The sequence below is a fragment of the Chroococcidiopsis sp. CCNUC1 genome (genome assembly GCF_023546805.1).
Taxonomy (GTDB): Bacteria; Cyanobacteriota; Cyanobacteriia; order Cyanobacteriales; family Chroococcidiopsidaceae; genus Chroococcidiopsis; species Chroococcidiopsis thermalis.
The window spans coordinates 4,331,555-4,355,468 of sequence record NZ_CP097480.1 but is presented as its reverse complement, the minus strand read 5'-3'; the positions used below and the strand labels follow the sequence as shown (position 1 = coordinate 4,355,468).

Annotated in this window: 20 protein-coding genes; 11 read left to right on the top strand and 9 right to left on the bottom strand. The window is 45.1% G+C overall.

Going from position 1 to position 23,914, the window contains the following annotated elements:
- The first annotated feature begins 46 nt into the window (after positions 1–46).
- The 4 genes from M5J74_RS19975 to M5J74_RS19960 all read left to right on the top strand — a co-directional run bounded on the left by M5J74_RS19975 (position 47) and on the right by M5J74_RS19960 (position 4,941).
- Positions 47–241 (top strand): heavy-metal-associated domain-containing protein, encoded by a 195-nt coding sequence (locus M5J74_RS19975; protein WP_015155687.1) that lies wholly within the window; start codon positions 47–49, stop codon positions 239–241.
- 35 nt (positions 242–276) lie between these two features.
- Positions 277–2,565 carry a heavy metal translocating P-type ATPase gene (locus tag M5J74_RS19970; protein ID WP_106169190.1) on the top strand — a complete coding sequence of 763 codons (2,289 nt, stop codon included), beginning with the start codon at positions 277–279 and terminating at the stop codon, positions 2,563–2,565.
- A 196-nt stretch (positions 2,566–2,761) separates the two neighbouring features.
- Positions 2,762–3,346 (top strand): cupredoxin domain-containing protein, encoded by a 585-nt coding sequence (locus M5J74_RS19965; RefSeq protein ID WP_015155685.1) that lies wholly within the window; start codon positions 2,762–2,764, stop codon positions 3,344–3,346.
- Positions 3,347–3,492: 146 nt separating this feature from the next.
- On the top strand, positions 3,493–4,941 hold the full coding sequence (locus M5J74_RS19960) for an FAD-binding protein (protein ID WP_250012937.1): 1,449 nt from the start codon (positions 3,493–3,495) through the stop codon (positions 4,939–4,941).
- Between the two features lie 7 nt (positions 4,942–4,948).
- On the opposite strand, the gene M5J74_RS19955 is transcribed toward M5J74_RS19960, so the two are convergent.
- The 3 genes from M5J74_RS19955 to M5J74_RS19945 form a co-directional block, all read right to left on the bottom strand.
- On the bottom strand, positions 4,949–6,046 hold the full coding sequence (locus M5J74_RS19955; protein ID WP_250012932.1) for an ArsA family ATPase: 1,098 nt from the start codon (positions 6,044–6,046) through the stop codon (positions 4,949–4,951).
- A gap of 249 nt (positions 6,047–6,295) precedes the next feature.
- The gene (locus M5J74_RS19950) at positions 6,296–6,442 is read right to left on the bottom strand and encodes a DUF454 family protein (RefSeq protein ID WP_015155682.1); all 147 of its coding nucleotides are present in this window, start codon (positions 6,440–6,442) and stop codon (positions 6,296–6,298) included.
- A gap of 351 nt (positions 6,443–6,793) precedes the next feature.
- Complete coding sequence (locus M5J74_RS19945) at positions 6,794–7,015, bottom strand: hypothetical protein (protein ID WP_106548217.1); 222 nt, start codon at positions 7,013–7,015, stop codon at positions 6,794–6,796.
- 531 nt (positions 7,016–7,546) lie between these two features.
- On the opposite strand from M5J74_RS19945, the gene M5J74_RS19940 reads away from it, so the two are divergent.
- A complete protein-coding gene (locus tag M5J74_RS19940; RefSeq protein ID WP_250012931.1) occupies positions 7,547–10,405 on the top strand; it encodes a cation-translocating P-type ATPase in 2,859 nt (952 codons plus the stop codon).
- Positions 10,406–10,512: 107 nt separating this feature from the next.
- Positions 10,513–10,701 (top strand): hypothetical protein, encoded by a 189-nt coding sequence (locus M5J74_RS19935; protein WP_015155679.1) that lies wholly within the window; start codon positions 10,513–10,515, stop codon positions 10,699–10,701.
- Positions 10,702–10,903: 202 nt separating this feature from the next.
- On the opposite strand, the gene M5J74_RS19930 is transcribed toward M5J74_RS19935, so the two are convergent.
- The gene (locus M5J74_RS19930; protein WP_106548214.1) at positions 10,904–11,185 is read right to left on the bottom strand and encodes a hypothetical protein; all 282 of its coding nucleotides are present in this window, start codon (positions 11,183–11,185) and stop codon (positions 10,904–10,906) included.
- Between the two features lie 51 nt (positions 11,186–11,236).
- The gene (gene cax, locus M5J74_RS19925; protein ID WP_041462524.1) at positions 11,237–12,337 is read right to left on the bottom strand and encodes a calcium/proton exchanger; all 1,101 of its coding nucleotides are present in this window, start codon (positions 12,335–12,337) and stop codon (positions 11,237–11,239) included.
- On the opposite strand from cax, the gene M5J74_RS19920 reads away from it, so the two are divergent.
- A complete protein-coding gene (locus tag M5J74_RS19920) occupies positions 12,327–12,518 on the top strand; it encodes a hypothetical protein (RefSeq protein ID WP_250012929.1) in 192 nt (63 codons plus the stop codon). The genes cax and M5J74_RS19920 overlap by 11 nt on opposite strands.
- Positions 12,519–13,184: 666 nt before the next feature.
- On the opposite strand, the gene M5J74_RS19915 is transcribed toward M5J74_RS19920, so the two are convergent.
- From M5J74_RS19915 to M5J74_RS19905, 3 genes are all read right to left on the bottom strand, one after another.
- Complete coding sequence (locus tag M5J74_RS19915; protein ID WP_015155676.1) at positions 13,185–13,388, bottom strand: Nif11-like leader peptide family natural product precursor; 204 nt, start codon at positions 13,386–13,388, stop codon at positions 13,185–13,187.
- Positions 13,389–13,649: 261 nt separating this feature from the next.
- A complete protein-coding gene (locus M5J74_RS19910; RefSeq protein WP_015155675.1) occupies positions 13,650–13,985 on the bottom strand; it encodes a hypothetical protein in 336 nt (111 codons plus the stop codon).
- A gap of 549 nt (positions 13,986–14,534) precedes the next feature.
- Positions 14,535–14,711 (bottom strand): hypothetical protein, encoded by a 177-nt coding sequence (locus tag M5J74_RS19905; protein WP_015155674.1) that lies wholly within the window; start codon positions 14,709–14,711, stop codon positions 14,535–14,537.
- An 876-nt stretch (positions 14,712–15,587) separates the two neighbouring features.
- Here M5J74_RS19905 and M5J74_RS19900 point away from each other — a divergent pair.
- The 4 genes from M5J74_RS19900 (at position 15,588) to M5J74_RS19885 (ending at position 22,870) form a co-directional block, all read left to right on the top strand.
- Complete coding sequence (locus M5J74_RS19900; RefSeq protein ID WP_015155673.1) at positions 15,588–16,637, top strand: DUF3102 domain-containing protein; 1,050 nt, start codon at positions 15,588–15,590, stop codon at positions 16,635–16,637.
- A gap of 771 nt (positions 16,638–17,408) precedes the next feature.
- A complete protein-coding gene (locus tag M5J74_RS19895; protein ID WP_250012927.1) occupies positions 17,409–20,165 on the top strand; it encodes a heavy metal translocating P-type ATPase in 2,757 nt (918 codons plus the stop codon).
- Entirely contained in the window at positions 20,165–20,578 is a 414-nt protein-coding gene (locus M5J74_RS19890; protein ID WP_106216677.1) for a hypothetical protein, read from the top strand. The genes M5J74_RS19895 and M5J74_RS19890 overlap by 1 nt, the downstream gene beginning before the upstream one ends.
- Before the next feature lie 60 nt (positions 20,579–20,638).
- The gene (locus tag M5J74_RS19885; protein ID WP_250012926.1) at positions 20,639–22,870 is read left to right on the top strand and encodes a heavy metal translocating P-type ATPase; all 2,232 of its coding nucleotides are present in this window, start codon (positions 20,639–20,641) and stop codon (positions 22,868–22,870) included.
- A gap of 115 nt (positions 22,871–22,985) precedes the next feature.
- On the opposite strand, the gene M5J74_RS19880 is transcribed toward M5J74_RS19885, so the two are convergent.
- Positions 22,986–23,300 (bottom strand): DUF5132 domain-containing protein, encoded by a 315-nt coding sequence (locus M5J74_RS19880; RefSeq protein ID WP_250012924.1) that lies wholly within the window; start codon positions 23,298–23,300, stop codon positions 22,986–22,988.
- Between the last annotated feature and the right edge of the window lie 614 nt (positions 23,301–23,914).

Here is a 23,914-nt window from a genome sequence, read left to right as displayed (position 1 = left end):
ACTAGAGAATTCACAATAGATTTAGTCACGTTATGGAGTTGAGCAAATGTTAATCCAGCTCAAAGTTCCCAAACTCGCTTGCGCTGCTTGTGTCGATACTGTAACTCAAGCAGTGAAGAAGGTTGATGCAACGGCAAAAGTAGAAGCCGATCCGAAAACAAAAATGGTTAGTATCGAGACGCAACGATCGGCAGCAGAAATTGAAAATGCGATCGCTGCTGTAGGCTATCCTGCGGCTTAAGCAGCAATTGGTTACCAATAAAAAGTAATCGCCATATGGATAACATCACGCTGAAACTAAAAGGCATGAGTTGTGCCTCTTGTGCTAACAACATTGAAGCCGCGATTCGCTCTGTTCCTGGGGTGAGTCATGCCAGCGTTAACTTTGGTGCAGAACAAGCTACAGTTACTTACGATCCCGACAAAACAGATGTGGCGACACTGCAAAATGCGGTTGACGCAGCCGGATATTCCGCTCAGCCGATGCAAGAAGATGTGTTGGCAGCAGATGACGATGCCGAACGTCGGACGCGGCAGGTAGAAAATCGCGACTTGACTCGTAAGGTTTGGATTAGCGGGATTATTAGTGCAGTGCTGGTCATTGGGTCGTTGCCTGCTATGACGGGGTTATCTATCCCCTTCATCCCCATGTGGCTGCACAATCCCTGGCTGCAACTGATCCTCACGGCTCCAGTGCAGTTCTGGTGTGGTGCATCCTTTTATGTCAATGCCTGGAAAGCTTTCAAGCGCCATACAGCCACGATGGATACTCTAGTGGCGATCGGTACGGGTGCGGCTTACTTATATTCCCTGTTTCCCACCTTCTTTCCTGGGTGGTTTATCGCTCAGGGTTTGAACCCAGACGTTTACTACGAAGCCGCCGCTGTCATCATTACCTTAATCTTGCTGGGAAAACTTCTAGAGAATCGCGCTAAGGGACAAACCTCAGAAGCAATTCGCAAACTAATTGGCTTACAGGCAAAAACAGCGCGTGTCATTCGCAACGATCGCGAGGTGGATATTCCGATTGCCCAAGTCATAGTGGGGGATATCATCCTAGTTCGTCCTGGGGAAAAGATTCCCGTGGATGGAGAAATCGTTGATGGCTCCTCCACGATTGATGAGTCAATGGTGACGGGTGAAAGCTTGCCTGTGAAAAAGCAGCCTGGAGATGAAGCGATTGGGGCTACGATCAATAAAACTGGCAGCTTTAAATTTCGGGCGACACGAGTTGGTAAAGATACATTTTTGGCGCAAATTGTCAAGCTCGTACAGCAAGCTCAGGGTTCTAAAGCACCGATTCAACGGTTGGCAGACCAAGTGACGGGATGGTTTGTACCTGCGGTCATCGCGATCGCGATCGCTACCTTTGTCATCTGGTTTAACATCATGGGTAACCTGACGATGGCATTGATTACCACCGTTGGAGTGTTGATTATCGCCTGCCCCTGCGCTTTGGGTTTAGCTACACCAACCTCAATTATGGTAGGAACAGGTAAAGGTGCGGAAAATGGCATTCTGATTAAAGGTGCAGAAAGCCTGGAACTAGCGCACAAACTGCAAGCGATCGTGCTTGACAAAACGGGTACGATTACGCAAGGTAAGCCAACTGTCACCGATTTTGTCACGGTGAACGGTACGGCACATAGCAACGAGCTAAAACTCTTGCGCCTAGCTGCTGCTGTCGAACGCAATTCAGAACATCCTTTGGCTGAAGCGGTGGTGCAATACGCCTCTTCTCAAGGAGTAGAATTGACTGACGCACGAGAATTTGCAGCGGTTGCAGGTAGTGGCGTGCAAGGATACGTAGGCGATCGCCTCGTACAAATTGGCACGCAGCGCTGGATGCAAGAATTGGGAATTAACACTAGCCAATTACAGCCACAGTGGGATCGACTGGAGTATCTCGGTAAAACAGTCATTTGGATTGCTGTAGACGGCACAGTCCAAGCCATTATGGGAATTGCGGATGCCGTCAAACCATCTTCTGCTGCTGCTGTACGCACTATGCAACAGATGGGATTAGAGGTAATAATGCTGACTGGTGACAACCGCCGCACGGCGGAAGTTATTGCGCGGGAAGTCGGGATTAACCGAGTCATGGCAGAAGTTCGTCCCGATCGCAAGGCTGAGGTTGTTAAGTCTCTGCAATTAGAGCAGCAGGGGAGCAAAAAACGATTCACGACTCCCAAAATTGTCGCAATGGTTGGCGATGGGATTAACGATGCACCAGCCTTGGCGCAGGCGGATGTGGGAATTGCTATTGGTACGGGAACGGATGTGGCGATCGCCGCTAGCGATATTACGTTGATTTCCGGCGACTTACAAGGTATTGTGACGGCAATTCAACTCTCGCGTGCCACGATTCGTAATATCAGACAAAATCTGTTTTTTGCTTTCATCTACAACGTGGCTGGCATTCCAATCGCCGCAGGTATTCTCTTTCCTTTCTTTGGTTGGTTGCTCAGTCCGATTATTGCAGGTGCGGCAATGGCATTTAGTTCTGTTTCAGTGGTGACAAATGCACTGCGTCTGCGTAACTTCCATCCGAAAACTGGGCGCTAAATTCATGATGCTGAAGAAAGTGACATTCTTTGCGGACGTTATACCATTTCACTCAAGCTATGTTAGAGACGATTTTCTATAGCCCCCCTTGAAAAGGGGGTTGGGGGATCTTTCTGCCGTAGTCAAAAAGTCAATTGGTATTAGCAGGATTTAGATTTTTGTTAGGAGCCAGGAGCAGTTTTATAGGAGGTTTTCAATGGTAAGCAAAACTGCGATCGTAGGTGGTATTGCGAGTATAGGATTGGCATTAGGCATTGCTTCGGGACAAGCAGTGGCACAAATGTCTCATGAAGGGATGCAACGCTCCGAAATAGAGCAGAAGGGTCAGTTCCACCGGATCGAACAACCGCTATGGTTGAAAGGAGCCGTTACGGTTAGTGGTTTGGGATTAATTGGACTAGAACTGTGGTGGTTTTTGCTCAGCAAGCCTAAGTCACACAAAGCCAAGACGAGTCAAGGGATTCAGGCAGTCGAGATTGCTGTTGATGGTGGGTACGAACCCAGTCGAGTTGTGGTAAAAGCAGGTCAAAGAGTCCGACTCAACTTCCACCGTACAGATCCTAGCAGTTGCCTCGAAGAAATTCGATTTCCTGACTTTCATATCGCCCAGAATCTCCCCCTCAACCAAGTCACACCCATCGAGTTCACGCCGGACAAACCAGGGACTTATACTTTCACCTGTGGCATGAATATGTTTCGAGGAGTCATCGAAGTTCAACCTGCCGATTCTACTTTTGTTGCCAGCTTAACGCCTGTTGCCCCATCTACTACTGTCAAATAACTGCTTTGAACGGCTCGAACTCATCATGCATTAGTCCGACACAAATTTTATTGCTTTCAATGAGAAATACTATCATTTAAGTTTGAAGAAGTTCTAATTGAGCAAAAGAATTTCGGTCTGTCAAACGCTAGTTCAGGGGATGCTGGATGAAGAATGCTTCACGCCGTCAAGTTTTGCAAGGTGCGATCGCCAGTGCGATTATTATTGGGTTCAATCCTGCCATGCGATCGTGGGTTACATCCGCCAGTGCTGCATCTGAGTTTGAATCTCTGCCACCCCTGGACGGTATACTTTACACCGATTCTGCCACCCGCAATGCTGCCGCTGATGATTTCGGTCATCTCGTGCGTCGTTACCCAAGTGCCGTACTCAAACCAGGTTCGGTTGAGGACATCGTGAGAATTGTCCGGTTTGCTCGCAGCCACAAGCTGAAAGTTGCTGCACGCGGTCAAGCGCACTCCACTTACGGTCAACCGCTCATAGAGGCGGGAATAGTTATTGATATGAGTTCGCTCGATACGATTCATACTATTAATGCAGAGGGGGCAGAAGTGGATGCAGGTGTATTGTGGAGCCAATTGCTGCTGGCATCGTTAGAGCGACAACTGACACCCCCCGTCTTGACAGATTACATCGAGCTATCCGTGGGTGGCACTTTAGCCGTTGGTGGAATTGGTGGCAGGAGTCATCGTTATGGCGTGCAGGTGGATAACGTCTTATCCCTTCAAGTCGTCACGGGTGCGGGCAACCTAGAAACTTGTTCTCGCTCCCAAAATCGCGATTTGTTTGAAGCAGTGCTGGCAGGGTTGGGTCAATGTGGCATTATCGTCAGGGCAACAGTTCGCCTGATTCCGTCTGCCCAAAATAGCCGTGTATTTCTCTTGTTTTACAACGATCTGGCTGCTTTGACGCACGACCAGCGCTGGCTAATTACCCAAAAACGATTTGACTACGTAGAAGGTCAAGTCGTACCCGATGCTAGTGGTGGATGGCGTTATATGTTGGAGGCAGCTAGCTTTTATACACCGCCAGATGAACCAGACAATAGCAGTTTACTTGCTGGGTTAAGTTACAGTCAGGGTACTCAACAGATTGAAGATAAGTCTTACTTTGATTTTGCGAATCGGTTGGCTTCAACTGTTGCTTTTTTAAAGGAGAGTGGAGTATGGTTTTATCCGCATCCTTGGTTAGATTTATTCGTACCAGGAACCGCAGTTAACGGCTTTGTCGGCAAGATCGTTTCTAACTTAACTTTAGCAGATACGGGTCAGGGTCCAGTACTGCTGTATCCCGTGACAACAGACCGCTTGACGCTACCCCTGTTTCGAGTTCCTGATGAGGCAGTCGTGTTCCTGTTTGCTATTCTACGCACTGCACCACCCAATGCTAGCGCGATCGCCAAAATGCTAGCTGATAACCGCACGTTTTTCGAGCGCAACCGCAACAGTGGTGGATATCGCTACCCGATTGATGCCGTTCCATTTTCTCAAGCCGATTGGAGACAGCACTTTTATCCAGTATGGGGTAGGCTAGTCAGCGCTAAGCGCCGCTACGATCCTGACAATTTACTTACACCTGGTCAGGGGATTTTTTAGCACAACTCTAAAAAGAAATTACTAAATACGGTTCCTCAAATTTACCAGATTGTACAGATTTTCCTTTCAACTCTGGTGGTAAGACAATCTGTCGCCTTTGGTCGCCAGCTTCAATAACTATTTCTGCACCAGACTGCGTTAACTTAACTTGTTTTTTATGAAATCCTGGTAAAAAAACGTGAACTTGGCGCTGGACGAGATCGATGTTGAGTGGCGGTGTTACGGAAATACTAGCGTTAAAATCTGGCAATTCCTGAATAATTGCTTCCCAATTCCTCTCCTGCAAAGTAGAGATATGATGGACAGCTAATGGGGTGAAAGCCGACTGTATAGCTTCTCTACTTAAATCTCGATCTTGATACGCTAAAACACCACTGACAGTGAGGTTAATTTGTTGGGCGCTGCCCCAGCACCAGCGAGTATCGGCGATCGCTTCTGGTGTATCGTTAGTCACGAGATAGGCTGTTAACTGACTTGCATCGTTAACCACTGCCACTCCTTGCTCGATCCAATGCTGAATTTGAGCCAGTCCTTCTTGCATTTTCTGGCGATCGATATTAGCGTGAAGAATTGCCGCAGCTAATGGACCACCAATTGAATTAGCAATTTCGCTAATATCTAGATCTGCAAATATTTGGTGAAAGCGCCGAAAATACCAATCCAAAGCACTAGGAATCCCTAGCATACGCAGTATCTCTAAATTTTCCCGATCGCTATAAATAATGACATCATAGCTACCACTTTGATAGTATTGTCGTAGGGCATTGAAAGTTAAAAAACTATCAAATCCAGGTAGTATAATCAATTCGGCAGGATAGATTTGTTCGGAAAAAGAATCTGGGAAATAGGTAGAAACAAGTTTTTTGACTTCATCCCAAGCCTGTTCTAACAGTACAGTTGTTTGTAACTGTACAACTTGCAGATGACTCTCAACGCTTTGAGGATGCGTACTTAAAGAAGTTTCTAAAAGTAGCTCCGTACTGGGATTAACATAGGTAGCCAATAAAACTCTTTTACCTTGTCGGGCAAACCATTTCGCAGTAGCAATTGCTAGCGTTGTCCGTTCTCTAGATCCATCGCCCAGAAATGTCATTATTCTGCTCATTGAATCAATCCCGTTGCTAATAGGGAATTGTAGGGGCGAGTCTACCAAAAAATTGCTAGGTGCAGGTATTCTAGTTAAATTCGCCCTTCCGAAATGAGGGATTTACAAGAGTGCATCGAGCGAAAGCTTCACAGCAAATAAGTAACTTGGTTCAACTCTCTCCTACACAAGAAGGTAAGAGATGACTGATAACTTTGTCCAGACATTACATGTAACGTCTCTACGCTGACAACTGACAACTGACTCAATTTACTGTTCGATCGCGCCGAAACAAGCTGCTGCTACTAATAAGAAGGGAGTACCAGGAATCAAAGGTAATAAAACACCAATGACACCTATACCCGCGCAGAGTGTACCCGCAGCAATTAAAGCTGCATTCTTGATTTGCTTGAGCATATTGACTTGAGTGATATCTTGATAGTTTTCAGTCTAGTAATCTTCAGTTTTGTAGTTTTTACACTACCATGTAATAGTTACTACTGTGCATCAAAATTGCAGATGATAGCAACAATCTTTACTCTTCTTAGCATTTTACCTCTTATGTTTGCTCTACAAAGTTTTGCTTTTAGTAAGTGCTAACTGCTAGCAGTCTTGTTTCTGAAAAGAACAGGAAACAAAAGACAGAATAATTTGTAATTATAACCCTCAACAGAGTCATAAAATACTCATAACACTGTCATTAGCTTATCTCGCATGGCAAATGACCAATAACAAGATTGGTCTTTCACAAATGATAAATGATAATTATCAATGCTGTTCGTAACAGTGAAGGTGAGTTGAATTGTTTTGGCGATCGAGATCGCCGCTAGTTATTTGCGTATCCGTCGTAAAAAAGGCACTAAGAATTGTTTCTAGTCCTTCACTATAGTCTACTTCCCGATCTAAACAAAACTGCTTAAAGCGGCGTGCTACATCTTTTCGCACATGACCTCTGATTTGCACGTAGTTCCGATCGTCTTTTTTTCCCACAGCTCTTCTCAATCAGATTATAATTTTTGCCAAGCGCTGAAATCTAGCCAAATTTAATGTCTATGCGTACCTGAGCCAGCTATTAAATTAAACCAATGGTTTGCATATAAAAATACCATCTCCTAAGCATTAAAGGTTATCTTTCATCGTAAAGTATTACGAATAAAACATAAAAGGTTTAAATGTTCAGTTTTACCTAACGTTACATTAACTTATAGTAATCAATGTAACTTTTTACAATGAGTAGTGGGGAGCCGTAAGGATAGTTTTTCTCTAGTTTCTCAACTCGCGTTGATAGGTTTGCAACTTTGCACAAATGCAAAGTTGCAAACCTATCAAATTGATAAGTTTGTTTCTATGGCGATGCAGTCAAGCACCCAAGGGACGTAGTGAGTCATTAGATTAGAATCCTTCACGACTCACTCTTGTTCATCCAAGTTCACACTACTTAACCATGCTAAGGGTATGCAAGGCATATAGTTAAATGATATAGGTTATAAGAGCATTCCTGAGTTTTTGAGAAGTAAAATAATGTCTTCAAGCACTGGCACAGACTTAGCAGTGGCTAAGCCTGCCGGAGAGTCTTACGCTTGGCATACTCTGGAAGCTGAGAGAGCCACAGATGTTCTCCAGAGCGATCGCACCTCCGGCTTAACTTCCTCTGAGGTTAATGAAAGATTACAACGCTACGGTTTCAACGAATTACAAGAAACAGGAGGACGTAGTGGTTGGGAAATCCTCCTAGACCAATTCAAAAACATCATGTTGCTGATGTTGATAGCAGTTGCCGTCGTTTCAGCAATTTTAGATGTGTTCGGTACGAGACAACCAGGAGAAATACCGTTTAAAGACGCGATCGCGATTGGCGTAGTGGTCGTTCTGAACGGGTTGCTGGGATATATCCAAGAAAGTCGCGCAGAAAAGGCTTTAGCTGCCTTAAAAGGCTTGTCTTCGCCCAAAGTGCGAGTTCTGCGCGACGGCAAAACCGTGGAAGTCGATTCTAAAGAATTGGTTCCAGGGGACGTAATGTTACTGGAAGCGGGCGTGAAGATTTCTGCTGACGGTCGCCTCTTAGAAGTTGCAAATCTGCAAATTCGGGAAGCCGCCTTGACAGGAGAGGCTCACGCCGTCAACAAACAAGCCACGCTCCAACTACCAGATGATACCGTATTAGGCGATCGCGTCAATATGGTTTACGAAGGTACGGAGGTCGTCCAAGGGCGAGGAACAGTCCTCGTCACGGGGACGGGAATGAAGACTGAACTAGGGAAAATTGCTACAGCACTGCAATCGGTAGAAGCCGAACCCACACCGTTACAAAAACGGATGGCGCAACTAGGCAATACCTTAGTCACGGGGGCGATGATTCTAGTACTGTTGGTGGTGGGATTAGGAATGCTCCATACACCAACCATGAGTAATTTCGAGAACCTCGTGAAAGTCTCGCTCAGTATGGCGGTTGCTGTCGTTCCCGAAGGGCTACCTGCCGTGATCACCGTTACCCTGGCGTTGGGAACTCAACGCATGGTGAAGCGCAACGCCCTGATCCGCAAACTCCCAGCTGTAGAAACTCTTGGTAGCGTCACCACAATTTGCTCTGATAAAACAGGGACGCTGACTCAAAATAAAATGGTCGTCCAGGCAGTTGCAACAGCTAGCAACTCTCTGCGAGTCACGGGCGAAGGATACGACCCCATTGGCGAGTTTCGCCACCAAGATCGAGTCGTCTCAGCGCCAGACCAACCGGAACTGCAAGCCTTACTCTTAGCTTGCGTACTTTGCAACGATGCCATATTGCAAAGAGATAAAGGCGAGTGGGCAATCCTTGGAGATCCGACCGAAGGAGCGCTGTTGTCTTTAGCAGGTAAAGCAGGGCTAGAAAAAGACCAGCAATCGAGCTGGTTTCCCCGAATCGCTGAGTTTCCGTTCTCCTCAGAACGCAAGCGTATGAGTACGATCTGTGAAGTGAGAAACGAGGACTTAGTGAACTTCCTCGCCTCTCATCCCTCACCGCTTACCGCTCATCCTTATTTGATGTTCACCAAAGGTTCGCCCGAACTGACTTTAGAGCGTTGCACTCATATTCAAACGGGCGATCGCATCAAACCGCTGACTGACGAGATCCGGCTAAACATCCTCGACCGGAACAACCAGTATGCCAGTAAGGGGTTACGAGTTCTGGGCTTTGCCTACAAAGCAATTGCAAGTATTCCCCCAGAGGGTTCGGAAGAAACCTCAGAGAACGATTTAACTTGGTTGGGCTTAGTGGGAATGTTGGATGCACCCCGTCCCGAAGTTCGCGAAGCCGTGGCTAAGTGCCGTACTGCTGGTATCCGTCCTGTGATGATTACAGGCGATCACCAACTGACTGCCCAAGCAGTAGCTGAGGATCTAGGGATTGCTCACCCAGGAGATTTAGTACTGACAGGGCGAGAGCTGGAAAAATTGAGTATGCCAGAACTTGAGGCACACGTCGATCGCGTCAGCGTCTACGCCCGTGTCTCGCCAGAGCATAAGTTACAGATCGTCCAAGCACTACAACACAAAAACCAAATTGTTGCCATGACAGGGGATGGAGTCAACGATGCTCCCGCCCTCAAACAGGCAGATATTGGTGTAGCAATGGGTATTACAGGTACGGATGTCAGTAAAGAAGCTAGCGATATGGTGTTGCTAGACGACAACTTCTCAACAATCGTCTCGGCGACAGAAGAAGGACGAGTCGTCTACATCAACATCCGTCGCTTTATTAGATACATTCTAGGTAGTAACTTAGGAGAGGTTTTAACTATTGCTTCAGCACCGCTATTAGGTCTGGGAGGAGTACCGCTTTCACCGTTGCAAATTCTCTGGATGAATTTAGTGACAGATGGAATTCCGGCGCTAGCTCTGGCTGTCGAACCAGGTAGACCAATTGTCATGCAACAACCCCCAAAAAATCCCAAAGAAAATATCTTTGCGCGAGGACTGGGTTCGTACATGATTCGGATCGGGATTATCCTCGCCATCGTGACGATTATACTGATGGTTTGGGCTTATCACCATTCCCAGGTAGTTCAAGGCGGTGGATTGAGCGCAGACCGCTGGAAAACAATGGTATTTACCACCCTTTGTCTGGCGCAAATGGGACACGCGATCGCGATTCGTTCTAACACCCGCTTAGCGATTCAAGTCGATCCGTTCTCTAATCCCTATATTCTGATTTCAGTAGTCGTGACCACCCTTTTACAACTACTGCTAATCTACGTTCCACCGCTGCGTAGCTTCTTCAGCACCTACTATATACCACCTATAGAACTGTTGATTTGTTTCGGCTTCAGTTCCTTGGTATTTGTTTGGATCGAGCTAGAGAAGCTATTCATCCGTTGGCAAAGATCTCGGCAATCTTAAGTGAGTAGTGCGTAGTGAGTAGCGATCGGTGATTAGAAGTAAGAATCTAGCTAGTAGCCACCGATTGCTAACCAATTACCAATTACCAATTACCAATTACCCCTCTTATGACTTGGTTAATCTCATTTGTGACTGAAACTTTAGTTGAGGCGATCGCGGTCTGGATTGCGGAATTAGCGATCGCGGCGATCGCAGAATGGATGCGAGAGGCGATCGCCGTTACTCTAGTTGAATGGATGCGAGAGGCTGTAACTCAGCTCATCGCTTTACTGAGCAGCCACAGAGCATATTCTTAAAACCGCGATCGTCTTTATTCCCTCCCGCTTCCCAGGGAGGGAATTTTGTGAGAGACAGCACAGTAGAGACACGAAATAGAGACACGAAATAGAGACACGAAATAGAGACGCACAATTGTGCGTCTCTACTGATGGTTCATAGTTTTCGATTTAGGTAAGTAGGGGCGTACATCTGTGCGCCCCAGAGAGAGCGTGTATTTCGTTATTTTTGACTCGTATACTGCACCTGGTTAGGCGAACAATGATTTCCACTGGGTTGTACGACTCCAGTAGAACTTGCAACTTTGATACATGAGCGATCTGCTTGCCATACTTGCCACTGATGCGAGGAAAAATCAATTCCAATCAGTAATAGCAGAAAAGCCAAGGGACCAACTGCAAGGGCGATCGCGGTCTTACGCACGTTAAAAAAGTCTGGATGCTCGATCATGATTACCTCTTGAGAGTGAGTAGTGAGTGGCTGGTGGCTGGTGGCTAGATTCATTAGTTATTGGTCTAGTCACTAATCAGCAGTCACTGATAACAGAATCCTGATTCAGTCATGCAAGTAAAAAGCTGTTAATAGCATTGTGTAGGTCATCAGCAACAACACGCCCTCTAGCCAATTAGACTTACCATCCGTACTGACTGAGTTTGTCATCAGTACAGCTACACCAACTGCTAAAACTGCAAATGTATCAAAGGCTAAATTCATCGGTTGCCCCATTGCTTGTCCCGCTAGAACTAACGCTGGAGCTACAAACATGGCGATTTGCAAGCTAGAACCGAGGGCGATGGAAATAGACAGATCGATTTTTTGCTTCGCAGCACACATACCACAGGTAATAATTTCTACTGCTGAACCGAAAATCGGCAGTAGCATGACACCTGTAAATAAACTAGTCAAGCCGAGACTAGAGACAGCTTCTTGCAAACTATCAACCAGTACTTCAGAGACAAATAACAGCGCAACCGTAAAACCTAAGAGCAAACCAACATGTATCCACAGATCGTACTTTTGTCCTGTAGCCTCGCTACCATAGCTCTCAGGTTCGGCATCTTCCTCCAACTCATACATAAATCTATGAGTCTTCATCGAGAAAAATAGCATCATGGCGTAGAAGCCTAGTAACAGTATGGATGCTACAAAAGAAAAATGATTGGCATTGGCGAGTTGATGACTAGAACTTGTCGTAAATTTGAGCGCTACAGGCATCAAAATAAATACAACTGCCAGATTGAGCGAACCAGAATTGATCCGCGCTACAGTCGTTCGTTTGATGTTGTGCTGAAAATCTAGCCTTTTGAAGCTCAAGCCGTCTAAGATAAATGCGAATCCTAGACCTAATAAAAGGTTAGCAATAATTGAGCCAATTAAACTCGCTTTGACCACCTCAACCATACCCGCTTGCAGGGCAACGATTGAGACGACTATTTCGGTGACGTTACCAAAGGTGACGTTGAGTAGACCACCCAGAAATGAACCAATTTTGTTAGCGATCGCCTCTGTAAAGTTAGCAATCCATGCTGCTAGAGGGATAATTGCTAAGCCTGCTGTAGCAAAAACAACTAATGGTGGTAAACCAAGTTGTCTAAACAGCAGTGCCAAAGGAACGAACACAAGCATACGTAACAAGAACGCATCCTTGCGTGACATCGTTCGGCGCGACACCACTTTCCCCGCAGTGGGTTTGTCTGGTTTTGTTGATACTGACATTATTCCGGCTCCAAAAGTCTGTTGTGCTTTGGAGGGGATGGGGCAATCTCACATACCTAATCCTGCGGAGATTGCTTGGCTGCTTTTCAAGCGACACCCAGCCCAACCTCATTCCATGTAAGGGCGAGTTTAATTCTTGGCAATCCTATCTACAGCCGTTTTCAATTACCACACACCTAAGCAAGAAGCTGATGTTGTGCAACAGCTATCTCTATAATTCATTTCTCAGCTTGTAGAACAGGTTATTCAATCGAGATAGTAGGCACTGCCATTGCTGTTCAGTACGTCAACTAGAGCGACACTTGATTTGGATATGGGATATCTGAATGAATTAAGAAACTGCAATCGACCCGAAGGTAATGATGCAGCTTTGAAACTCTAAATGCACTTGACTTTAAATCTACAATAAACTCGCTGAGAAAATCTAAAATTTTTGTTAAGTGCAAACAAAGAAAAATAATTATCCTTCTATAGATACACGTAAAAAAGCTGCTATCTCTTGCCCTGCAAGGATTTAGCTCTAATGTAGTAAATCCCCTAAAACTTTTCAAATTGGACTTTATTGATGAGCAAACTATCTGAAATACCTAAACTTATGTAAAACAGCGTGAGGTAAAAATTGACAGATTTCCAAATTTTCAGATGTCAAGTTTTTAACTATATAAAGTGAGAAAATATAACTATTACTTGTTTGCAATTTATTTAATTTGCGAAGTTGTGACTTTCAAATATATTTGGAGGATAAGCTGAGGGATTGCCAAAAATTCGCTCCCTCAACCTCTGACATTTATAAGAACTGCTGGGCGATCGCCAGCAGATTTTGAGATATATATGCTTTGACTTCGCTGTAAGTGAAGCTATAGCCGTTCTGTTTGCCTAGTTCCACTGCTAGATTTAAAAAACTTTCGCGATCGCCCGACTGTTTCAGCTTTTCTTTAAGCGATGAGTCTTGCAATACCAGTTGATGAAACTGTTCTATTTGTTTTGTCATTGGTCATTGGTCATTGGTCATTGATTGTGAATTAAGAGTGGTAGGGGCGGGTTTAGCAAGCATATTCACCGTTCCCAGCGTCAATCTGGAGTCAAAACCCGCCCTTACCCAAGTAGGTTTAGCAAGCATATTCACCGTTCCCAGCGTCAATCTGGAGTCAAAACCCGCCCTTACCCAAGCAGAGAGTAATTACAAATTCGGAATTCGGAATTCGGAATTCCGAATTCCGAATTCCGAATTCCATTGTCTCCCAGTCCTTTTTTAGCCAATTTCCACTTGATGCGGAATTGAACTCTGTTCGGGCTTGGCTTTACTCTTTTTCAAGTCAGTTTTGGCTTCCGCCACCAAGTCCTGAAAAGATTCTGATGCTTCAGCTACGGTACTTTGAGCCTTGTCATAAGCATCTAACATCCAAACCATACCCGTTTTCGCTAAGGATTTGGATGACTCTGACAAAGAATTACCTACAGCTGAATTAGACCCTCCCATAGCAGAACCTACGACACCAACTACAGGTGCTAGGGCTAATGCTCCTAAACCAATCCCTGCTGCTGTTAACGGTTCTAGTCCTAGCAATAAAGCTTCTAGTTCAAGCATGTTGATTCAGTTTCCAAAAAAGAACAATTGCAACTCGTACCGGACGCAACGACTACCTCATGCCTATCGTGGGAAGCGATCGCGCTAAAGCTATTTGTCACTCGTTATTAGCTATTTGCCTAGATCGATGACCGACAGCAGATAACTAATAACCAACAGCTGCTAATCGCTCTGAGTGCGAAAGACAGTCGTTATCTCTGAATTTGGGTCACAAGAGCAAAATGTATTTGCACTCAATCAAACTCTGTCACCCTACGTAGCTTCTAAAACTCAATTTTGATGATAGCAGGAATAACACAAATCTAATTGAACTACTTCAAAGATTTTTAAAAAAGTTAATTGAACCTGAGTTAATACTATAATTTAATTTTCTTAATCTAAGTTATTAAATCTTAGAACATCTGTTATTGAAAAGTAACTCCACGTACCTGAGCGATCGATAAAATTCAAAACAATTGAAAAATTTGAACTGTTCAATAACTTTACATGCGATCGCTGCCAACTGTTCTTCAGCTTCAGACTATCCGTAACTTAATCGTGTTTTTCACTCTATTCATTTTGCAGCTCGATCTCGTCTAAGCCTTGATATACGAGGAGTTCGTCGTAGTCTTCCGAGCGATCGGCTCTATAACTAACAACAACTTTTAATCCACGATCTTTTAAAACTTCTACTAATTCGCTAAACTTATCTGGTCTAGTGTAAATCTTAAACATTACTGCTTCCATATGACTTTGCCTCCTTTAGTATTATTTTTTAAATTGATTTCTTTAACAAGTAATCTAACCAAAGTCAGAAATTTTAACTCCATGAACTAGTGGTTTGGCAAAGCTAATGAATGAGTTAAAGCTAAATTATTGTTTTCCTTTTCTCCTGCTTATAAGTGATATTGTTTATAATTAACATGGACAATCGCTCTGTTCGATAATTATTTAATTATCGAACAATTTTGTCGATTTGAGAAATATTAATCAACTAAAATCTGTCATTTTTTCTGATTATTTGGATTGAATTTTATATATACAACTGTCTAGTTTGAAATTATCCAAGCAGCTAGCAGTAAGCGTTACAAGCTTGTTTTCACCTATAACACACCCTCTAAGCAAACTGAGTCATCACTGCTTGCAATCGAATATATTAGTGAAACCAATGTATAAAATTGAAATTTGCGATTTATACTAAATCTAAACAAAGTCTTAAAAAAAATCTTGAGTAGGCAAAGCAACTCTTATAGTAACGATAGACTAAGACTTAGTAAGTTTTCTTCCCGGAGTGTTAGCTGGACAAAACAATTAGCAATAAAATTTCTAAAACTTTATGTTTCTCTCTCACACTGTAGGTAGGCTTTTTGTCTGTATCTCTACTCGTGCGATCGCCTGACTTGGCGAAGTCGGTGCAACTTAGCAAGAATAGTTTACACTCATCAATTCAAAGCCGTTTAGATAGAGTTCTCGATCGCGAAGTTGCAACTATGCCTATTCTGAATATAATAGTCATGATAGGGAGGCAACACATGCCTGTCCAAAGGCAGAGGAAACAAAATTTTCTTTGAAGTAAAAAAGATAAATATCTGGCAAAACTATATTGATAGCGGGTTTTAACAAATGAATAGAATGCCAGTCTCAGTAATCGACGCGGCTCGAAAAGAGTTTAATTATACAGAGCTAGAAGCAGAAATCTCTCAATTTGTGCGACAGCAAACGGGAGAAATCCAAGCCCTGGTGAAACGCACTGCCCAAGATATTATCGAAATCGGGCAGAAGCTTAATGCCGTAAAAGATAAATTGAAGCACGGACGCTTTATTGATTGGATTGAGGCAGAATTTCATTGGAGCTATCCAACTGCGGCGAGATTCATGCAAGTTGCCGATCGCTTTGGTAGCCAAATCTATCAAATTGATAAATTTGCTCCGTCGGCAATGTACGAGCTAGCAGCGCCGTCAACTTCAAAACAAGCGATAGAAGAAGCGATCGCCCTAGCTGCATCGGGGGAAAGTATTACCTACTCGAAAGCGAAAGCACTCAAAAAAAAATACAAGGTTTCTTCGGCAAAGCCAAAGTTAGAAGCTCAATCCACAGTTAGCGAAACCGATCCGAGCAGTCATCAGGCAGTTTCGGCACAAACATCGCTATTATCCCCCCAAGTGGAGATCGTTGAAACAAAGCCTAACACTGTAGCGCGTTTATCTCCCAACCAAGCAAGCAGGAACAGGAAAAGTTCAACTAGCCAGCCGGAAGTTTGCTGGCACTTAGCCAAAGATCACATCTTATATTGCGACGAGCCAAATTCTCCTGCACTCCGTCAACGGCTGCCAGAAAAGCTAAAACTTCTGCTTGCTTTTCCGCCAGTTCCCAATTGGCAGACAGATATTCCCGCAGATACGCGGATCATTGCCACGCGGTATTTACCTAAAGGTAAGAATTCCGAACTACTGGAAAACACTTTAGAGGCATTACTCGATCTCTATACGGAAGTGGGAGAGACAGTCGCAATTTGTTATTTGCCTTTTCCTAAAATCTTAGATGTTTTGAATCGATTTGAACGGCGGGGAATCTTGGTAGAGCCAGATCGCCAGCAAGTACATGAGATCGTTTCTTACTGGAAGAAAGGCTGGAAGAAAGGCGAGACGAAAGTGAAAGAAGTGAGTTTGTGAAAGAAGTCAGAAGCCGGAATTCAGGAGATGGAAGTTAATTTGGCTAACGTTACGTGAAGCAAAAGTTACAAAAAAGAGTTAAAAATGGCAAAATTTCAGGATATTTTTAGCTTTACTTAACATAACGCAGCTTAGAAACGAGAAAATTCTCAGAAATTCTGTGGCGTGAGTGAGGGCGATCGCCAAAAAAATTCCGCTGAACTCTCAGTGAAGCGATCGCCTAAAAGCTAATCAAATTAAAGCTATAACTTTTTCAAACGCAGGATCGAACCAATATCTAATGTAGGCTTCAGAGTCGAATCAATCGATTTAATTGTAGTTTACAAAAGTTTTCTGTTTATTCTGGAAATTTCATAGTAAGCTTTAGAAGAACTCTAAATGCACTCGCTGTAGCACTGTAAAGCTGAACTATAACGCGAGGTCAATGTCTGATTTTTGTCGATCGCCCATATTTTCTATTCGTCCTGGTGAGCTGACGGATCGGGGCAGCATCCAGTTGTTATCAACTGCGAATACCTCAGTTAGTAGAGGTTTCAGCTTGACATCTACAAGGTCTAAAAATTACCCATACAGCTTATATCTAGCAAGTAATGCCTCACAATTGTGTGGTTTGGTATGCGGGCAATCGTAGTGAATTGTGGATTTTACCGCCCCATTCATTAGCAAGCCTCAGCAAACTCAGTATTGCAGGATAAATGCAAGGTATTAGCCAGGGTTTGGAATAACTAAAATTTTGTGTTTTGTCAGCCACTTTGGAGATAACTGTTTGTCATGATTGCTACAAGCGTTACTAATGATTTGACTCCTACGGTTGCTGCGGTTGAACCAACGATTCAAATCGAAAACATCCATTACCAAGTTGTTCACTGGACTGAGGGACGTTTTCGGATTCGCATCCCCAGACTGGCAGACGATCCAGAATATGTCGGCAAGCTTCATTACTTAGTTGACGGGCTAGATTTTGTCAGCGATGTTCAACTCAACCCAGCCTCTCGCTCGTTGACTGTAGAGTATGACTACGAAGCTAGTGCCAAAGCGATCGCGATCGTTCAAGAAAAGCTATTCAGTGCAATTCAAACAGCGCCGCAAGTAGAAGTTCCCATAGGATGGACACCAAAAACAGAGGAGGAAAAAGCTAGTAACGAAGTAGACTTCGTAGAACGGTTAGCTTTTCCTGCGGCTGGTTTAGCACTCTCTGTAGGCGCGATGATAGGCTTACCAATTCCAGGGTTTGTTATTGCTGGCGTAGTATTTGTCGGTGCTATCCCTGTCTTTAAACGAGCCTGGGAAGCAATCCAACAAGACAGACAATTGACAATCGACTTCCTCGATGGTTTGGCACTGAGCTTGCATACTTTGCAAGGTCACTACTTTGCACCATCGTTCATGCTCGGTTTAGTCGAAGGCGGTGAGGCGATCCGAGACTTGACAGCTCGCGGTAGCGAAAGAGCTAACCTCGACCTACTCGACTGTTTGAGTAAGACGGCATTCGTCATTCGTGACGGACAAGTAGTAGAAATTCCTACAGCTGAAGTGGTAGTAGGCGATCGCATTATCGTCTATCCTGGCGACCAAATTCCGGTTGATGGGAGTATCATCAGCGGCACTGGCATTATCGACCAATGCAAATTAACAGGTGAATCAGTCCCCGTTACCAGACGCGAAGGTGAAGAAGTATTTGCTTCCACCCTATTAGTTGACGGGACATTAACAATTGATGCCGAGCGTGTCGGTAACAACACCCGCGCAGGCGTGATTGTCAACTTAATGCAAGCCGCACCAGTACACGATACCAGAGTTGAAAACTATGCGGCAATGGTAGCCAACCAAGCCGTTCTTCCCACTCTGGCAATTGGTGCTGGTGTCGGTCTAATGAGTGGCGATCTGAATCGTGCCGTTGCTCTGTTAACTTTAGACTTTGGTACGGGCATTCGCGTATCAGTACCGACCACGATCTTATCGGTTCTGACTTACACAGCTCGTAACGGTGTCTTGATCCGCAGTGGTCGAGCCATTGAAATTCTTGCCCGCATCGATACAGTCGTCTTCGATAAAACGGGAACCCTAACTGTCGGTCATGCTGGTGTCAACGACATCGACATCATGGACGATCGCTTTACTAAAGATGATGTCTTGTGCTTGGCTGCAACCGCCGAACAAGGATTGACGCATCCAATCGCTGAGGCGATCGTCCATAACGCCAAAGATAAAGGCATAGCGCTGAAAGAATGCGAAGAGTGGGAATACAAAGTCGGTCTGGGTGCAGCAGCCAAAATCGACGGAATGCAAATCATCGTCGGCAGTCCGCGCTTCATGAACCAAGAGAACGTTTCTCTGGATGAATACGATCGCAGGTATCCCGATGCTAAATCCGGCGGACAATCTCTAGTTTACATTGCAGGCGACGGCAAACTCATCGGCGTAGTCCGCTACAGCGACCCAGCTCGCGAAGAAAGTCGAGAAGTCATTGCCGAATTGAAGCGCATGGGTATTACTGCTTACATGCTCAGTGGTGACGTATCGCGAGTCGCGAAAGCCGTTGCTGGTAACTTGGGCATGAATCCCGACAACATCTATGCTGAAGCATTCCCAGAGCGCAAAGTCGAAGTTGTGAAGTCCCTGCATGACAGTGGCAAGACAGTTGCTTTCTGCGGTGACGGAATTAACGACTCAGCCGCACTCGCTTACGCCGATGTTTCGATCTCATTTGCTGGTGCAACGGATATTGCTAGAGAAACCGCTGATGTCGTGTTGATGGAAGACGACCTGCGCGGCTTACTGATGGCAATTAAGGCAGCAAGACAGGCGATGGATATCATTTGGCAAAACACGGCGATCGTTGCCGTTCCTAACCTTGGCGCATTGGTCTCAGGTATCTTCTTCGCCCTCGATCCACTACTTGCTGTTGTGATCAACAACGGTACGGCTATCCTTGCCGAACTGAATGGCTTGCGTCCGCTGATGGGACCTGGAATGGAAATTCCCGCCCTCACCGGAGCCAAGGCAGTACCTCAAGAAGCAATCGCCGCTCCGTCAGAAACATCCACTCCAGTAGTTAGTGCAACTCCAATTGTCGAGTCGAAACCACAGCCAGCTAAGGAAGACATTGTAACTTCAATTGTCGAGTCGAAACCGCAGCTTGCTGAGGAAGTCAGTGTAGCGATCGCGCCTGAAACGAATGGCAACGGACACTATACAAACGGCAATGGCAACGGACACTATACAAACGGCAATGGCAATGGTAACGGCAAGCATCCAGCAGTAGAAACGGCGATCGAGCTAGAAATGTCGAAGAAACCATCACCTCTAGGTCATTTAAAGCAGAGCGACTTAGCAAGACGTTTGGGTATGTCTCCTCAAACCCTGACATACCGCAGATCGAGAACTGATTTCGTTGAATGGAGCATGACCAAAGATCCAGAAGGTGTTGCATGGCTCTACGAACCAGGTTCGAGGTACTTCTACACGGTTGAATTCGACGATTCCAACGTTCAGCAAGAACAGCTAGCTACAGCAGGAGTGCGCTAATGTTTGAACAAATTCAATTGGGAGAAAAGCCCAAGTTCAACTCTAACGTATACGCTGCTTACGATCGCGCTCTTGCTTACGATGAGTTAATTGCCGAGGCATGGGACGGACGCAACCTAGCAGATGCCGATGCCAAGCATGACTCTCACCATACGCTGAATGAGTACCACGCCGCCTACAAAAATCAAAATGGCGAGTATTATATTTACTCATTCACCCACATTGGCTACACACCGGCGATCGCGGTGACGGCGGAAAAACTCGAAAGAGCGCACGCTGCCGAACCCGAATCGATCCATGTCGAACATTGTGGTTGGCACGACAGCGACAACCCGCAAGCAAGAGCAATGGAGTGGTGGAATAGTCATGTCATTGCTCACCTTGCTAGTCGTGTTGTTCCACAACCAACGTAGTTTAATGTCCGTAGAGACGTTGCGTGCAATGTCTCTACGGACCTCATCCCCTCGTTAAAGATGGATTGCCAAGTTATTCACAGCACGGAGGGGCGCTTGCGGATTCGCGTCCCTTGGATTGCCGACAATTCAGAGTATACCGACAAGCTGAATTGGCTATTAGAGTCGCTGAATTTTGTCACCAGCATTCGGATCAATCCGGCGGCGCGATCGCTGATCGTGACTTACGAAACTCATTTAGTTTCCGAAACGATCGCCGAAGCAGAACTGCTCGATCGCATTCAACGATTCTGTAATGCAGATGGCAGTACCGATCTAATTCTGCCAGAGACAAAACCACTAGACCGACCGCAGGTCAATGAGTGGGAACAACTAGGACTACCAGCGATCGCCCTCGGACTTGCCTTGGTAGCTGCTCCACTGGAAATTCCACCCCTAATTATTGGTGCGGCGATCGCAAGTGCTGCCGTACCTTGGTTCAGTCGGGCAACTGAGAGTTTAGTTGTCAATCGCCAGCCCAATGTCGATCTGCTAGACTCCCTGTGGATGACATTTCACACCCTCAACGGGCAGTTTGTCGCTCCATCACTGAAGACAGCTTTGGTAGGCGTGCGGCGGACTCTGCGCGGTATGAGTGGAGAGGAAAAAGAACGACAATTTCAACAGTTGTTGAATGGCTCCCAACAGCTTGTTTGGGTCGAACGAGATGGGCAAGAACAACAAATTGCTTATCAAGAGGTGGTAGCAGGCGATCGCGTCATCGTCTATCCTGGCGATGTGATTCCCGTAGACGGGCAAATCTTACAGGGAACGGCATTAATTGACGAACGGCACTTAACTGGCGAGCCGCAGCCAGTCGTTGCTACAGCAGGCGAAGATGTCTGTGCCTCTGCCCGATTGTTAGAAGGTAAACTCTGCATCCAAGCCAAACGCACTGGTTACAATACCCGCGTCGGATTAGCTTTTCAATTGTTGCAAGCAGAACCCGTATACGACACCCAGATCGGTACGCAGCAGGCAGAATTTGCCAAAAGTGCTGTCGTACCGACTATCTTTTTAGGTGCATCTATTTTTGCCTTGACTGGGACGTATGGTCCGGCGATTACGCCCTTCCAACTCGACTTTGGTAGCGGCATTCAAATTGCCATGCCCACAGCTTTTCTGGGCGCTCTCACAGCTGCGGCACGTCATGGCGTGTATATTCGTAGCGGTCGCGTTTTAGAGTTGCTGGCTCAAGTTGATACTATAGTTTTCGATCGCACTGGTACTTTGACGCAAGGCAATGCAGTTGTAGCCGTCCATACCACAGATCCAAGTATCTCCCCTACTGAAGTATTAAAACTCGCCGCAACCGCTGAAGCCTCTCTCAATCATCCCGTAGCAACTGCGATCGTCTATGCTGCTGAAACCCAGGGAATTCAGTTATTGGAATGCGAAACATGGGATTACTTTGCCGGCATGGGAATTGCTTGTCAGATCGACGGGCAAGAAATCTTAGTTGGAGGCGATCGCCTATTGCAACAACACCATGTCGATGTCAGCTGCCTTCAGCCTGAAATTGATGCTAGTACTGACTCCTACATATACGTGGCTAAAAACGGGCAAGTTATAGGAGCAATCTTCTATACTGATTTTTTACGCCCAGAAAGTGCAGACATAATTGCAACTTTGCAACAATTGCAAATTGAGATTTATGTAGTGACAGAAGACAATCCCAAAGTTGCCAACGCTGTTGCAACGCAACTGGGTATGACTCCTAATTGCGTTCACGCCCATGCAACTAGCCAGAACAAAGCCGAGTTAGTACAAGCACTGTGCCACCACGGTAAAACTGTGGCTTTTGTCGGGGATGGAATTAACGAAGCGGCGGCGCTATCTTTTGCCGATGTCTCAATCTCTTTTGCATCTAGTAGCGACATAGAAGCAGAAACCGCAGATGTCGTACTGTTAGATCGCGATTTAGCTGGGATAGTAGAAGCGATCGCCCTAGCCAAAAGAGCGATGGAAATTGTTTATCAAAATGCTGCGATCGTCATCGTTCCTAATCTCGCCGTAGTCACTGGCGGGATCTTTTTCGGTCTTAACCCGATTGTCAATGTCGTCACCAACAACTTTACTGCCTTCCTAGCTGAATTCTTCAACAGTACGCGCCCCCTCTTGAGGACAAGGAGGACAAGGGAGACAAGGGAGCAGGGAGCAGAGGAGCTTCAGGTGCAGAGGGGCGACTACCAATTACCAATTACCAATTACCAATTACCCATGATGAAAAAACTCGCCCAGGTAGAAACCTAAAAGCGAGTGTTGAGAGGGTTGTTTAAGAGCGAGAGGGGAAGGCGGTTACCTTCCCAGGTTATAGCGTGTTACGACATCACTCCTCATCCACCAAAAAATATCCAAAGCTCAGAGCTTATTGAGATACGATTGATACCTCACGGGGAGCTTCTGGAGCGCCATTAGTCGGTTTAGTTCTTTCTGATTTAGCTTCAGCAACTAAATCTTGGAAAGATTCGCCAGCTTCGGCAATCAAACGTTGTCCCTTGTCGAATGAGTCGAGGGCAAAAACTAAACCATTTTTAGCAGCACCTCTTGCCGAGTCTGAAAGAGAGTTACCCGTCATTGAATCGATCGCGCCGATCGCCGGAACTAAAATTAATGCACCAGCACCAATAGTTAATGCTGTAATTGGCTCAAGACCTAGTAACAAAGTCTCTAGTTCGAGCATCTTTATTTATCCTCCAAAAATTACTGAACGGTTAGGTATCGCGTAACTACTATAGATGTAGCCGACAGCTAATTTGACTGTATGAATTAGCCTCTGTTTGCTTCACATCGCACGCTATGTAGCAGACTAATAACTATTAACTACCAGAAATAATGGTTACGCGAAATGTCAGCCACGACAGGGTGAAGTAACAAGGTTGATAATTAGCAAACACAGATACATTTTCTCGTTACTTCGGCATATACCTTTAGTGGTATTGCTTTCTTGTAGAATACAATATTTACTAGCAATAAGAGCGCAAATTTAGAAATCTTAAAAGAACAATAGTATAAATAAATATAATCTGTTCTGCGATTAAAGTGTTGGTTTTACTAGTAGCAGAACTCTATAATATCTGATACAATCTTTTTAAATTATTTTTTATTTATCTTTTCAAATTCAATTAGGTTTTATTTTGGATAGAGTAAAGATTCTCAGGAGATTTTGAAGCTATAAAATCTCCTAAAATTACAAAAAAGTATGGCGGACAGGATTTAAAGATTCTGGGTGCTTCACCAACCCGCCCCAAGTATCGAAACGTGCCTCAATGGAAGAACTTTTCCTTTCTACATGGC

Bases quoted from the DNA above. Each gene is read 5' to 3' on its own strand.
- M5J74_RS19975 (WP_015155687.1), top strand. From the start codon at position 47: ATGTTAATCCAGCTCAAAGTTCCCAAACTCGCTTGCGCTGCTTGTGTC.
- M5J74_RS19970 (WP_106169190.1), top strand. From the start codon at position 277: ATGGATAACATCACGCTGAAACTAAAAGGCATGAGTTGTGCCTCTTGT.
- M5J74_RS19965 (WP_015155685.1), top strand. From the start codon at position 2,762: ATGGTAAGCAAAACTGCGATCGTAGGTGGTATTGCGAGTATAGGATTG.
- M5J74_RS19960 (WP_250012937.1), top strand. From the start codon at position 3,493: ATGAAGAATGCTTCACGCCGTCAAGTTTTGCAAGGTGCGATCGCCAGT.
- M5J74_RS19955 (WP_250012932.1), bottom strand. From the start codon at position 6,046: ATGAGCAGAATAATGACATTTCTGGGCGATGGATCTAGAGAACGGACA.
- M5J74_RS19950 (WP_015155682.1), bottom strand. From the start codon at position 6,442: ATGCTCAAGCAAATCAAGAATGCAGCTTTAATTGCTGCGGGTACACTC.
- M5J74_RS19940 (WP_250012931.1), top strand. From the start codon at position 7,547: ATGTCTTCAAGCACTGGCACAGACTTAGCAGTGGCTAAGCCTGCCGGA.
- M5J74_RS19935 (WP_015155679.1), top strand. From the start codon at position 10,513: ATGACTTGGTTAATCTCATTTGTGACTGAAACTTTAGTTGAGGCGATC.
- M5J74_RS19930 (WP_106548214.1), bottom strand. From the start codon at position 11,185: ATGAATCTAGCCACCAGCCACCAGCCACTCACTACTCACTCTCAAGAG.
- cax (WP_041462524.1), bottom strand. From the start codon at position 12,337: ATGTCACGCAAGGATGCGTTCTTGTTACGTATGCTTGTGTTCGTTCCT.
- M5J74_RS19915 (WP_015155676.1), bottom strand. From the start codon at position 13,388: ATGACAAAACAAATAGAACAGTTTCATCAACTGGTATTGCAAGACTCA.
- M5J74_RS19910 (WP_015155675.1), bottom strand. From the start codon at position 13,985: ATGCTTGAACTAGAAGCTTTATTGCTAGGACTAGAACCGTTAACAGCA.
- M5J74_RS19905 (WP_015155674.1), bottom strand. From the start codon at position 14,711: ATGGAAGCAGTAATGTTTAAGATTTACACTAGACCAGATAAGTTTAGC.
- M5J74_RS19900 (WP_015155673.1), top strand. From the start codon at position 15,588: ATGAATAGAATGCCAGTCTCAGTAATCGACGCGGCTCGAAAAGAGTTT.
- M5J74_RS19895 (WP_250012927.1), top strand. From the start codon at position 17,409: ATGATTGCTACAAGCGTTACTAATGATTTGACTCCTACGGTTGCTGCG.
- M5J74_RS19890 (WP_106216677.1), top strand. From the start codon at position 20,165: ATGTTTGAACAAATTCAATTGGGAGAAAAGCCCAAGTTCAACTCTAAC.
- M5J74_RS19885 (WP_250012926.1), top strand. From the start codon at position 20,639: ATGGATTGCCAAGTTATTCACAGCACGGAGGGGCGCTTGCGGATTCGC.
- M5J74_RS19880 (WP_250012924.1), bottom strand. From the start codon at position 23,300: ATGCTCGAACTAGAGACTTTGTTACTAGGTCTTGAGCCAATTACAGCA.